Source organism: Streptomyces sp. NPDC004111, assembly GCF_042874215.1.
Classification (GTDB): Bacteria; Actinomycetota; Actinomycetes; order Streptomycetales; family Streptomycetaceae; genus Streptomyces.
Genome location: NZ_JBIAMU010000012.1, coordinates 279,470 through 291,945, shown reverse-complemented (window position 1 = coordinate 291,945; position 12,476 = coordinate 279,470). Strand labels below are relative to the sequence as shown.

The following is a 12,476-nucleotide window of genomic DNA, read 5'->3' as shown; positions in this document are numbered from 1 at the left end:
TCCTAGGCGGCGCCACTGACAATTCGGTCCGCGAACCGTTCACGCTGCGCCCCCGGCGGGTTCACTGTCAGTGGTCCGTGACAGGATCGAAGACGCAGTACGCCGATGCGAGGAACCACCGCTCGAAGGGGAGCGCCATGGCAGCGAAGCCGCCCGCAGGGGACCCGGTCCAGGACGCGCCGCAGGTCGCCTCCCCCCAGCACGCCGCCGCCGGCCTGCCCGCCGTCGCGCACACGCTGCGCGCCGCCCACCAGCAGATGGGCACCCTGCGCACCGCCCGCACCCTCCTCAAGGTCAACCAGAAGGACGGCTTCGACTGCCCCGGCTGCGCCTGGCCGGAGGAGGACCGCCGGCACCGGGCCGAGTTCTGCGAGAACGGGGCGAAGGCGGTCGCCGAGGAGGCCACCCTGCGCCGGGTCACCCCCGCGTTCTTCGCCGCCCACCCGGTCTCCGAGCTGGCCGGGCGCAGCGGGTACTGGCTGGGCCAGCAGGGCCGGATCACCGAGCCGATGTACCTGGCGGAGGGCTCGGACACCTACGAGCCGGTGACCTGGGAGCGTGCCTTCGAGCTCATCGGCGGCGAACTGAAGGCGCTGTCCTCCCCCGACGAGGCCGTCTTCTACACCTCGGGCCGCACCAGCAACGAGGCGGCGTTCCTGCTCCAGCTCTTCGCCCGCGAGTTCGGCACCAACAACCTGCCCGACTGCTCCAACATGTGCCACGAGTCGTCCGGCTCCGCGCTGACCGAGACCATCGGCATCGGCAAGGGCAGCGTCTCCCTGGAGGACCTGCACCGGGCCGACCTGATCGTCGTCGCCGGGCAGAACCCGGGCACCAACCACCCGCGCATGCTGTCCGCCCTGGAGAAGGCCAAGCGGGCCGGCGCGCGGATCATCTCGGTGAACCCGCTGCCCGAGGCGGGCCTGGAGAAGTTCAAGAACCCGCAGACCCCGCAGGGCATGCTCAGGGGCACCGCCCTCACCGACCTCTTCCTGCAGATCCGCCTCGGCGGCGACCAGGCCCTCTTCCGCCTCCTCAACAAGCTGATCCTTGAGACCGAGGGCGGCGTCGACGAACTGTTCGTGCGGGAGCACACCCACGGGTACGAGGAGTTCGCGGCGGCGGCGAAGGCCGCCGACTGGGACGAGACGCTGGCCGCGACCGGACTGGCGCGCACCGACATCGAGCGCGCGCTGCGCATGGTCCTGGAGTCCCGGCGCGTCGTCGTGTGCTGGGCGATGGGCCTCACCCAGCACAAGCACTCGGTGCCGACCATCCGCGAGGTCGTCAACTTCCTCCTGCTGCGCGGCAACATCGGCCGCACCGGAGCCGGGGTCTGCCCGGTGCGCGGCCACTCCAACGTCCAGGGCGACCGCACCATGGGCATCTTCGAGCGGCCCGCACCCGCCTTCCTCGACGCCCTCGACAAGGAATTCGGCATCACCTCGCCGCGCCACCACGGGTACGACGTGGTGCGCGCCATCCAGGCGCTGCGCGACGGCGACGCCAAGGTGTTCTTCGCCATGGGCGGCAACTTCGTCGCCGCGACCCCCGACACCCACGTCACCGAGGCGGCGGTGCGCCGGGCCCGCCTCACCGTCCACGTGTCGACCAAGCTCAACCGCTCGCACGTCGTCACCGGCACCCGGGCGCTGATCCTGCCCACGCTCGGCCGCACCGACAAGGACGTCCAGAAGAGCGGCAAGCAGTTCGTCACGGTCGAGGACTCGATGAGCATGGTGCACGCCTCGCGCGGCAACCTGCCGCCAGCGAGCCCGCACCTGCTGTCCGAGCCCGCCATCGTCGCCCGGATGGCCCGCGCCGCCCTCGGCGAGGACTCGGCCACCCCGTGGGAGGAGTTCGAGCGCGACTACGCCACCATCCGCGACCGGATCTCCCGGGTCGTCCCCGGCTTCGAGGACTTCAACGCCCGGGTGGCCCGCCCCGGCGGCTTCACCCTCCCGCACGGCCCGCGCGACGAGCGCCGCTTCCCCACCGCCACCGGCAAGGCCAACTTCACCGCCGCACCCGTGGAGTACCCCGAACTCCCGGCCGGGCGGCTGCTGTTGCAGACGCTGCGCTCGCACGACCAGTACAACACCACCATCTACGGTCTCGACGACCGCTACCGGGGCATCAAGGACGGCCGCCGCGTCGTGCTGGTGCACCCCGAGGACGCCCGCGCACTCGGGTTCGCCGACGGCTCGTACGCCGATCTCGTCAGCGAGTGGAAGGACGGCGTCGAGCGCCGCGCCCCCGGCTTCCGGGTGGTGCACTACCCGACCGCCCGCGGCTGCGCCGCCGCCTACTACCCGGAGACCAACGTCCTGGTCCCGCTGGACGCGACGGCCGACACCAGCAACACCCCCGCCAGCAAGTCCGTCGTCGTGCGTCTGGAACAATCACCGACCGGCTGAGCGTTTGCTTAGCGAGTGTCAGTGATGGACCCGGACGCGCATCGAACGGAGCCCCGCCCATGGGTGAGCAGTCGCAAGTGAAGTTCCCGCAGGAAGTCGTCGACGAGTACGCAGCCCTCGGCGTCGACCTCCCCGCGCTGTTCTCCGCCGGGCACCTCGGCACCCGGATGGGTGTGGAGATCGTCGAGGCGTCCGCCGACCGCGTCGTGGGCACCATGCCCGTCGAGGGCAACACCCAGCCGTACGGACTGCTGCACGGCGGCGCGTCGGCGGTGCTCGCCGAGACCCTGGGATCGGTCGGCGCCATGCTGCACGGCGGCAGCGGCAAGCTCGCCGTCGGCGTCGACCTCAACTGCACCCACCACCGGGGCGCCCGCAGCGGACTGGTGACCGGTGTGGCCACCCCCGTCCACCGCGGACGCTCCACCGCCACCTACGAGATCGTCATCACCGACGAGCAGGACAAGCGGGTCTGCACGGCCCGCCTGACCTGCATGCTGCGCGACGTCCCCACGGCCTGACTAAGGCCGCCGGTCACCTCCCGACCGGCAGCGTCACACTGCTCACCCCGGCCCGGACCGTCATCCGTGTCCCGGCCGGGTGGCGCAGGGTGTAGTCGTAGTCCGTCGAGATCAGCACCACGCCCAGCCGGTGCCCCTTCTTGAAGACGTACTCCTGCGGCTGCATCTCCCACCTCAGCCCGTACTCCCGGCCCTCCACGACCCTGTCCTGGCGGGAGAGGGAGTTGCGGTTGCGGGCGTCCAGCCAGCCCCGCGACACGATCTTGAAGTCGGCGCTCTCGGTGCGGTGCCTGGTCCGGTAGGCGCAGCCGGTGTCGCCGGGGATGCCCTGCCCGTAGCAGACCTGCGGCTGCGAGGTGTCCGCCACCAGGCCCGCCGTCGCCCGGGTGTCCTTCCCGTAGTCGACCAGCAGCGCCGTCACGTACGGCGAGGTCCCCTCCAGCGAGGCACGCACCGACACCTTCGGCACCCCGTTGATCCGCAGGTCCTTCGCGAGGGCGCCCGTCGTGTACGCCAGCCGGTTCGGGTTCGTCCCGTCGGGCGCGGCCACCAGTTCCTCGGCCTTCACGGTGCGGCCCGCATCCGTCAGCGACTGCTTCACCGGCGGCCCCGGCCGGGCGGACAGCCCGTCGGCGTTCAGCCGCAGCGTCTGCTCACGGGTCCCGCGGGCCGGCCAGTCGGACTGCCGCTGCCAGCTGAAGTCCGCCTGCTCGACATCCACCTTCGGCTCGTCCAGCGCACCGTTCCTCAGCCCGTACAGCCAGTAGTCGAACCACTGGTGGGTCTGGCGCAGCCACTCCTCCATCCGGAGCGGCATCGGGTTGCTGTGCCCGGCCCGGTGCAGCCACATCTTGCGCGGCACCCCGTTCCTCTTCAGCGCCTCCCACAGCTGGAGGGACTGCTTGGTCTTCACGTTCCAGTCGTTGAAGCCGTGGACGACGAAGACCCCGGCCTTGATCCTGGCGACGTCCTTGAGGTAGTCCCGCTCCCGCCAGAACGGCCCGTAGTCCCCGCTCGTCCGGTCCTGCCGGGCGGTCAGCGCGTCGTGGACCGGCGCGCAGACCTCCGGGTTCGTCCGGCTGGTGACGCCCTTGGCGAGGATGTCGGTGTCCTCGCCCTGGTAGCCGCCCGGGGCGACGACCCCGCCGCCGGCCCGGTAGTAGTCGTACCAGGAGGAGATCCCGGAGATCGGCACGATCGCCTTCAGGCCCTTGACGCCGGTGGACGCGACGGCGGTGGGCAGCGTCCCGTTGTACGAGATCCCCATCATCGCGGAGTTGCCCGTCGACCAGGTCGCGGAGACCGGCTTCCCGGCCGGGTCCCAGCCCCTGGCGCGTCCGGCCAGCCAGTCCACGGCGGCCTTCGCGCCGAGGGTCTCGTTGCGCCCGCCGGAGGTGGAGCAGCCGGTGGCGGCGCCCGTGCCGACGTTGTCGACCTCGGCGACCGCGTAGCCGCGCGGCAGGTAGTAGTTGTCGTAGTAGCCGCCGTACGTCACCGGGCCCGCGGCGGCCAGTGAGGGCTGCCGGGCGGCTGCCCGGAGCCGCCGGCCGTCCAGCGGCAGGCCGTCCTCGTCGAGGTCGACGTTGTGGAACGGCACGTCGGGGCCGCCGCCCCAGTACGGGCTCGCCTCGATGATCGTGGCGACCTTCAGCCCGGCGTCGGTCTCCCGGGGCCGCAGGATCCGCATCCGTACGGTGTCCCGCCTGCCGTCGTTGTCGCTGTCCGCCTCGGTCTCGACGTCGACCAGCTGGTACACGGCGTCGGCGCGCGAGAACACCGGCTGCGTGGTGTTGTCGACGATCTTCAGCGCGGGCCGGGTCTCCCGCGCGGGCGGCGGGTCCTGCGCGGCGGCCCGCGCGGGAAGCGCGGCGAGCAGGGAGGCGGCGAGCGCCGCCGTCCCCCACTTGCGTACGTGCGATGCTCTGGTGCGTGTTCCGTTCGGTCTCGCCATCGGGCAGCCTCCAGGGGCACGGGTGGGTGACGATCACGCGCGGGGCGCACCGCACATTCCACCGCTCCCGCCCCCGCCGCACCAGAGGGCACACCCCCGGCCGGCCGCACACCCGCCGCGTCCGCACCACCCGGCCCGCGCCGCCCCCGAGGGCCGGTACGCAACCGCGGCGCGGAATCTTGCGCATTCCAACCGCCGTCCTACCTTGAGGAGATGGAGCCGAAGCGCACGTCCGCCGTCGTCACCGCTCTCCTCACCGCGCTCACCGCAGCGGCCCTGCTGACCGGCTGCGACAGCGGTACGAACACGGCCCTGCCGACACCCGCCGCGACCCCCTCCTTCCCGCCGCCGACCACCAAGTCGCCGGCCCGGATCTGCTCGGAGATCACCGCGCACTGGGTGCGCGAGCGGCTCGCCGGACGGGGCACCGGCGACTTCATGAAGGAAGGGCTCTCCAACGGCACGAACGACATCGTCGTAGCAGTCATGGCAGCCGCCCGCAAGGAGCGCGAACGCGCCGGTGACGCGGCGGCCGAGAAGCTCATCACCGACCGCACCACACACGACTGCACCGAGCGATACCGCAACGGAACGCCCACCGGGAACCCCTGGCACTGACCCCCCGCCCCGCCGGACAGTGACCGTTCTCCGGGATTTACCGTCCGCATGCCGCGAAAAAGTTACACAGCGTAACACTTGCGAGAAGTGGAACCACCCATTCCAGGGCGTTGCGAAATACCCCCCAAACCCCCCGCACACAAGATGTCCGCATACCGGACTGTCAGCACCATGAACACCCCAAGCCCCTTAACTCAGCTGGGAATTCCCGGTATTCGAGATTCCGCGCCCCTGCGGAAAGGTCCGAAAAACCCCACCTGCTCCCCCCGCCCCTGGCCACGGCATAACAAGAGCGTCACATCCTGTGCACGCCGCTCCCCGCCGCCTCCGCCTGCGCTTAGAGTCACGGCCAGTCACCGCGCCGCCGGGCGCGTCGCCACAGCACCTCTCAGCAACTCCCGAGTACGGCCCGGCGATCAACTCGGCTCTCCTCGTGCCGAGGAGGCCGCGCCAGGGAAAGGACCCCTTCGTGCGACACCGTTCTCTGCTCATCCTCACCACAGTGCTCACCACCGGAGCACTGACCCTCACCGCCTGTGGATCCCGCGACGACAACGGTGGCGGCGGCGGTGAAAAGGGCGGCAAGACCAAGGTCGTCATCGGTGTTGACTCCCCCACCAGCGGCGACCTCTCCGCACTGGGCCTCGGCATCCGCAACTCCGCGGACCTCGCCGCCAAGACGGCCAACAAGAGCAACACCGTCCCCGGCGTCGAATTCGTCACCCAGCCCCTCGACGACCAGGCCCAGCCCTCCGTCGGCCAGCAGAACGCCGCCAAGTTCATCAGCAACAAGGACGTCGTCGGCGTCGTCGGCCCGCTGAACTCCAGCGTCTCCCAGTCGATGCAGAAGCCCCTCAACGACGCCAAGCTCACCCAGGTCTCCCCGGCCAACACCGGAACCGAACTGACCCAGGGCGACGGCTGGAAGACCGGCGACAAGAAGCGGCCCTTCGCCACCTTCTTCCGCACCGCCACCACCGACCAGGTCCAGGGCGCCTTCGCGGCCAAGTACCTCTTCTCCACCGCGAAGATCGACAAGGTCTACCTGATCGACGACCAGAAGACCTACGGCGCCGGACTCGCCGCGTCCTTCAAGGACCAGTTCACCAAGCTCGGCGGCAAGATAGTCGGCACCGACCACGTGAACCCCGAGGACCGCGACTTCAACGCCGTCGTCACCAAGGTCAAGAAGGCCGGCGCCAAGGCCCTCTACTACGGCGGCGAGTACCCCGCGGCCGGCCCGCTCAGCCAGCAGCTCAAGGACGGCGGCACCAACATCCCGCTCATGGGCGGCGACGGCATCTACAGCGCCGAGTTCCCCAAGCTGAACAAGAAGGCCGAGGGCGACCTCGCCACCTCCGTCGGCAAGCCCGTCGAGCAGCTCGACTCCGCCAAGAAGTTCATCAGCGACTACAAGGCGGCCGGCTACAAGGAGGGCTACGAGGCCTACGGCGGCGGCACCTACGACGCCACCTGGTCGATCATCGAAGCCGTCAAGATCGCCGTCGCCGACAACGGCGGCAAGGTCCCCGGCGACCTGCGCACCAAGGTCCTCGACGCCATGGCCAAGGTCAAGTTCGACGGCGTCACCGGCCCCGTCTCCTTCGACGAGTTCGGCGACACCACCAACACCATGATGACCGCCTACCAGATCGAAAAGGGCGCCTGGAAGCCGAAGTTCAGCGAGGCGTACAAGCCGTAATCCGGCCGCCGCACCACGCGTCACCCCCAGACCGCGCGGGCGCGCCATCAGCGCTCCCGCGCGGTGCCATATTCCGAACCACTGACGGAGGCCCTGCGGTGCACGAACTGCCGCAACAGCTGGCCAATGGACTCATCCTCGGCGCGATGTACGGTCTCATCGCGATCGGCTACACGATGGTCTACGGCATTGTCCAGCTCATCAACTTCGCCCACGGCGAGATATTCATGGTCGGTGGCTTCGGCGCACTGACCGTCTACCTGATACTGCCCACCGGATTCTCCCTCGGTGCGGCGATCCCGCTCATGATCCTCGGCGGAATCGTCGTCTCCGTCGCCGTGGCGACAACCGCGGAACGCTTCGCCTACCGGCCCTTGCGAGGCGCACCACGGCTGGCCCCCCTGATCACCGCGATCGGGCTCTCCATCGTTCTCCAGCAACTCGTCTGGCAGTGGTACCCCGACGCGAAGAAGGACCACCCCTTCCCGCAGTTCGAGGGCGGCGCCTTCAGCTTCCTGGGCGCCAACATCCTGCCCGGTGGACTCTTCCTGCTCATCGCCGCACCGATCTCCATGATCGTTCTCGGGCTCTTCGTCAACAAGACCCGCACCGGCCGCGGCATGCAGGCCACCGCCCAGGACCCCGACACCGCCAAGCTCATGGGCATCAACACCGACCGCATCATCGTCACCGCCTTCGCGATCGGCGCGGCCTTCGCCGCCGTCGCCGCCGTCGGCTACGGACTCCACAGCGGCCAGGTCAGCTTCCGCATGGGCTTCCTCCTCGGCCTCAAGGCCTTCACCGCAGCCGTCCTCGGCGGCATCGGCAACATCTACGGCGCCATGCTGGGCGGACTCGTCCTCGGCGTCGCCGAAGCCCTCGCCACCGGCTACATCGCCGAAATCCCCGGCATGAGCCTCTTCGGCGGCGGCAGCTGGAAGGAAGTCTGGGCCTTCAGCCTGCTCATCCTCGTCCTTCTCGTCAGGCCCCAGGGCCTGCTGGGCGAACGAGTCGCGGATCGGGCGTGACCACCATGACCAACACCACCAAGCCCGGCAGCGACCACACCGCCGACACCTCGGCACCGCTCGTCCCGCTGCCCCCCACCGCCGCCCGCGCCACCACACTGGCCGGCGCCGCCCTCGCCCTCGTCGGCACCTTCCTCCCCTGGACCTGGAGCCAGGAGTTCCCCGGCAACCTCACCGTCACCGGCTACCCCGGCGGCCTCCAGACCCTCACCCTCGCCACCGCCCTCCTCACCCTCCTGTTCACCCTCTCCGGGTACGGAGTCAAAGGACTGCGCTGGCTCACCCCCGGCGGCACCAACAGCCCCGTACGACTGCTCGCCCTCGCCGCCCTCGGCACCACCGGCTTCACCATGGGCGCCATCTCCGTCGTACTCGGCGGCCTGATCAACCTCGACCCGGGCGCCTGGATCTCCGGCGTCGGCGCACTCATCGCCACCCTCGGCGCCTTCGCACTCCCCAACGACCCGTACACCGAGGAAGCAGCCACCACCTTCTGGGCCCGCTTCCGCCGCAGCCTCAAGGCACCCGCTCCCAGCGCCGCCAAGAAGCTCTCCGGCTGGGCCGAGATCCTCCTCATCAGCGTCGTCTTCGCCCTCGGCCTCTTCGTCTTCGCCTACGGCATCGACATCGAGTACCCCGAACTCTTCATCGGGTTCCTCATCACCGTCGGCTTCGGATTCGCCGGAATCAACAAGGCGGGCCTGCCCCGCCGCATCGGCCAGCTCACCGGCAGGCACCGCAAGGTCGCCATGATCGCCGCCCTGGTCGCCGCGGCCTGCTTCCCCTTCACACAGACCAACGACCAGTACGCCCTCATCGGCGCCCAGGTCCTCATCTTCGCCACCGTCGCCCTCGGCCTGAACGTCGTCGTCGGCCTCGCCGGACTCCTCGACCTCGGATACGTCGCCTTCCTCGGCGTCGGCGCCTACACCGCGGCCCTCGTCTCCGGCACCGCGAGCTCCGCCTTCGACGTCAAGTTCCCCTTCTGGGCGGCAGCCCTGGCCGGCGCCGCGGCCTCACTCATCTTCGGCGTGATCATCGGCGCACCCACCCTGCGGCTGCGCGGCGACTACCTCGCCATCGTCACGCTCGGATTCGGTGAGATCTTCCGCATCACCGTGCTCAACCTCAACGGCACCACCGGACCCGACGTCACCAACGGATCCAACGGCATCACCAACGTGCCCGACCTCAGCATCTTCGGATTCGACCTCGGCACCCAGCACGAAATCCTCGGATTCAGCCTCACCAGGTCGTCCAACTACTTCCTGCTGATGATGCTGTTCACCATCATCACCGTGCTGGTCTTCCACCGCTCGGCCCAGTCCCGCATCGGCCGCGCCTGGGTCGCCATCCGCGAGGACGAGACCGCCGCCACCGCCATGGGCATCAACGGCTTCCGCCTCAAGCTCCTCGCCTTCGCACTCGGCGCGAGCCTCGCCGGATTCGCCGGCTCCGTCCAGGCCCACCTCGGCTACAGCGTCACCCCCGAGCAGTACCAGTTCGCCGGATCCGTCGCCCCCAACTCCGCGTTCCTCCTCGCCGCCGTCATCCTCGGCGGCATGGGCACCATCGCGGGACCGCTCATCGGCGCGGCACTCCTCTACCTCATCCCGGCCAAGCTCGCCTTCATGCAGGACTACCAGCTCGTCCTCTTCGGACTCGCCCTCATCCTGCTGATGCGCTTCCGGCCCGAGGGCCTCATCGCCGACCGCCGCAAGAAACTCGAATTCCACGAGAACGACCAACTGGCCGTACCGGACGAAAAACTGCCCGGCCCGACCACCGACGTCGCGAAGGCCGGGGCGTGAACACCATGACCACCACAGCCACCACCCCCGCCGTCCACGACGCCACCGCCGTACTCCAGGCCAGCGGCGTCACCATGCGCTTCGGCGGACTCACCGCCGTCCGCGACGTCGACCTCCAGGTCAACAGCGGCGAGATCGTCGGCCTCATCGGCCCCAACGGAGCCGGCAAGACCACCTTCTTCAACTGCCTCACCGGCCTGTACGTCCCCACCGAGGGCAAAGTCAGCTACAAGGGCACCGTCCTGCCGCCCAAGCCCCACCTCGTCACCCAGGCAGGCATCGCCCGCACCTTCCAGAACATCCGGCTCTTCTCCAACATGACCGTCCTGGAGAACGTCCTCGTCGGCCGCCACACCCGCACCAAGGAAGGCCTCCTCTCCGCCCTCCTGCGCGGCCCCGGCTTCAAGAAGGCCGAACAGGCCTCCCACGAACGGGCCATGGAACTGCTGGAGTTCACCGGTCTCGCCCACAAGGCCGACCACCTCTCCCGCAACCTCCCCTACGGCGAACAGCGCAAGCTGGAGATCGCCCGCGCCCTCGCCAGCGACCCCGGCCTGCTCCTCCTCGACGAGCCCACCGCCGGCATGAACCCGCAGGAGACCCGCGCGGCCGAAGAACTCGTCTTCGCCATCCGCGACCAGGGCATCGCCGTCCTCGTCATCGAGCACGACATGCGGTTCATCTTCAACCTCTCCGACCGCGTCGCCTGCCTCGTCCAGGGCCAGAAACTCGTCGAAGGCACCCCCGAGGTCGTCCAGGCCGACGAACGCGTGGTCGCCGCCTACCTCGGCACCCCCTACGAAGGCGCCCCCGGCGCCGAGGAGGCCGCCGAAGTGGAGGAGGCCGAGGCCCACAGCGCCGCCGAGGCCCACGGCGACGCCGAAGCACCCCGCACCACCCGCACCGAAGGAGACACCCAGTGACCGCCCTCCTGGAGGTCGAGGACCTCCGCGTCTCCTACGGCAAGATCGAAGCCGTCAAGGGCATCAGCTTCACCGTCGACGAAGGCGAAGTGGTCACCCTCATCGGCACCAACGGCGCCGGCAAGACCACCACCCTGCGCACCATCTCCGGGCTCCTCAAGCCCACCGCCGGAAAGATCGTCTTCGACGGGAAGCCCCTCACCGGAATCCCCGCCCACAAGATCGTCTCCCTCGGACTCGCCCACTCCCCCGAGGGCCGGCACATCTTCCCCCGCCTGTCGATCACCGAGAACCTCCAGCTCGGCGCGTTCCTCCGGAACGACAAGGCAGGCATCGAGAAGGACATCCAGCGCGCCTACGACCTCTTCCCCATCCTGGGCGAACGCAGGAAGCAGGCGGCGGGCACCCTCTCCGGCGGCGAACAGCAGATGCTCGCCATGGGCCGCGCCCTGATGTCCCAGCCCAAACTGCTCATGCTCGACGAGCCCTCCATGGGCCTCTCCCCGATCATGATGCAGAAGATCATGGAAACCATCGCCCAGCTCCGCTCCACCGGCACCACGATCCTGCTGGTCGAGCAGAACGCCCAGGCGGCCCTCTCCCTCGCGGACCAGGGCCACGTCATGGAGATCGGCAAGATCGTCCTGTCCGGGACCGGCGAGCACCTCCTCCACGACGAGTCCGTCCGCAAGGCGTACCTCGGCGAGGACTGACCCCGCCGTCACGTCCCGTACCAACGGCGAAGGGGCCCGGTCCGCGTGCTGCACGCGGACCGGGCCCCTTCGTCACGAGCCCGGCTACTGCCCCTTCGCAGCCTTCTTCTCCTCGGCGTCCTCGATGACCGCCTCCGCCACCTGCTGCATCGACAGCCGGCGGTCCATCGACGTCTTCTGGATCCACCGGAACGCGGCCGGCTCGGTCAGCCCGTACTGCGTCTGCAGGATCGACTTCGCCCGGTCCACCAGCTTGCGCGTCTCCAGCCGCTGGGTGAGGTCCGCGACCTCGTTCTCCAGCGTCTTCAGCTCGGCGAACCGCGAGACGGCCATCTCGATCGCCGGAACGACGTCGCTCTTGCTGAACGGCTTCACCAGGTACGCCATGGCCCCGGCGTCCCGCGCCCGCTCCACGAGGTCGCGCTGCGAGAAGGCGGTGAGCATCAGCACGGGGGCGATGGACTCGGCGGCGATCTGCTCGGCCGCCGAGATGCCGTCGAGCACGGGCATCTTCACGTCGAGGATCACCAGGTCGGGCCGGTGCTCCCGGGCGAGCTCCACGGCCTTCTCGCCGTCCCCGGCCTCACCGACGACCGAGTAGCCCTCCTCCTCCAGCATCTCCTTGAGGTCGAGCCGGATGAGGGCTTCGTCCTCGGCGATGACGACACGGGTCGTCAGCGGCGGAACGTGCGACTTGTCGTCGTCGGCGACGGGCGGCTGGGGCGACTCGGGGGTGGTCACGGGGCTCCTCGATACGGGGCGATACGGCTTCCCATGAGCGTACCTAGCTGC

General features: G+C 69.6%; 10 protein-coding genes. 8 read left to right on the top strand and 2 right to left on the bottom strand.

The annotated features are described in order from the left end of the window. Nucleotides 1-137: 137 nt before the first annotated feature. Both ACFYVL_RS24350 and ACFYVL_RS24345 read left to right on the top strand, forming a co-directional pair. Nucleotides 138-2,417 (top strand): FdhF/YdeP family oxidoreductase, encoded by a 2,280-nt coding sequence (locus ACFYVL_RS24350; protein ID WP_389248144.1) that lies wholly within the window; start codon nt 138-140, stop codon nt 2,415-2,417. 59 nt (nt 2,418-2,476) lie between these two features. Next, on the top strand, nt 2,477-2,938 hold the full coding sequence (locus ACFYVL_RS24345; protein ID WP_389248142.1) for a PaaI family thioesterase: 462 nt from the start codon (nt 2,477-2,479) through the stop codon (nt 2,936-2,938). A gap of 13 nt (nt 2,939-2,951) precedes the next feature. Here the strand turns inward: ACFYVL_RS24345 and ACFYVL_RS24340 are convergent, their stop codons facing one another. After that, nucleotides 2,952-4,889, bottom strand: a complete 1,938-nt coding sequence (locus ACFYVL_RS24340; RefSeq protein WP_389248140.1) for a Xaa-Pro dipeptidyl-peptidase — start codon at nt 4,887-4,889, stop codon at nt 2,952-2,954. Between the two features lie 213 nt (nt 4,890-5,102). Between ACFYVL_RS24340 and ACFYVL_RS24335 the strand changes: the two genes are divergently transcribed. The 6 genes from ACFYVL_RS24335 to ACFYVL_RS24310 all read left to right on the top strand — a co-directional run bounded on the left by ACFYVL_RS24335 (nt 5,103) and on the right by ACFYVL_RS24310 (nt 11,684). Continuing rightward, nucleotides 5,103-5,507, top strand: coding sequence for a hypothetical protein (locus ACFYVL_RS24335; RefSeq protein ID WP_389248138.1), 405 nt, complete (start codon nt 5,103-5,105; stop codon nt 5,505-5,507). A 484-nt stretch (nt 5,508-5,991) separates the two neighbouring features. Next, nucleotides 5,992-7,209: a branched-chain amino acid ABC transporter substrate-binding protein gene (locus tag ACFYVL_RS24330; RefSeq protein WP_389248246.1), complete on the top strand. Its 1,218-nt coding sequence runs from the start codon at nt 5,992-5,994 to the stop codon at nt 7,207-7,209. Between the two features lie 98 nt (nt 7,210-7,307). Next, nucleotides 7,308-8,237 carry a branched-chain amino acid ABC transporter permease gene (locus ACFYVL_RS24325; protein ID WP_389248136.1) on the top strand — a complete coding sequence of 310 codons (930 nt, stop codon included), beginning with the start codon at nt 7,308-7,310 and terminating at the stop codon, nt 8,235-8,237. Between the two features lie 5 nt (nt 8,238-8,242). Further along, nucleotides 8,243-10,048 (top strand): branched-chain amino acid ABC transporter permease, encoded by a 1,806-nt coding sequence (locus tag ACFYVL_RS24320; RefSeq protein ID WP_389248244.1) that lies wholly within the window; start codon nt 8,243-8,245, stop codon nt 10,046-10,048. Nucleotides 10,049-10,053: 5 nt separating this feature from the next. Further along, nucleotides 10,054-10,971, top strand: coding sequence for an ABC transporter ATP-binding protein (locus tag ACFYVL_RS24315; protein ID WP_389248134.1), 918 nt, complete (start codon nt 10,054-10,056; stop codon nt 10,969-10,971). Continuing rightward, nucleotides 10,968-11,684: an ABC transporter ATP-binding protein gene (locus tag ACFYVL_RS24310; RefSeq protein WP_389248132.1), complete on the top strand. Its 717-nt coding sequence runs from the start codon at nt 10,968-10,970 to the stop codon at nt 11,682-11,684. Before ACFYVL_RS24315 ends, ACFYVL_RS24310 begins: the two co-directional genes overlap by 4 nt. 84 nt (nt 11,685-11,768) lie before the next feature. Here ACFYVL_RS24310 and ACFYVL_RS24305 read toward each other — a convergent pair whose 3' ends face one another. Next, entirely contained in the window at nt 11,769-12,425 is a 657-nt protein-coding gene (locus ACFYVL_RS24305) for an ANTAR domain-containing response regulator (RefSeq protein ID WP_389248130.1), read from the bottom strand. Nucleotides 12,426-12,476: the final 51 nt, after the last annotated feature.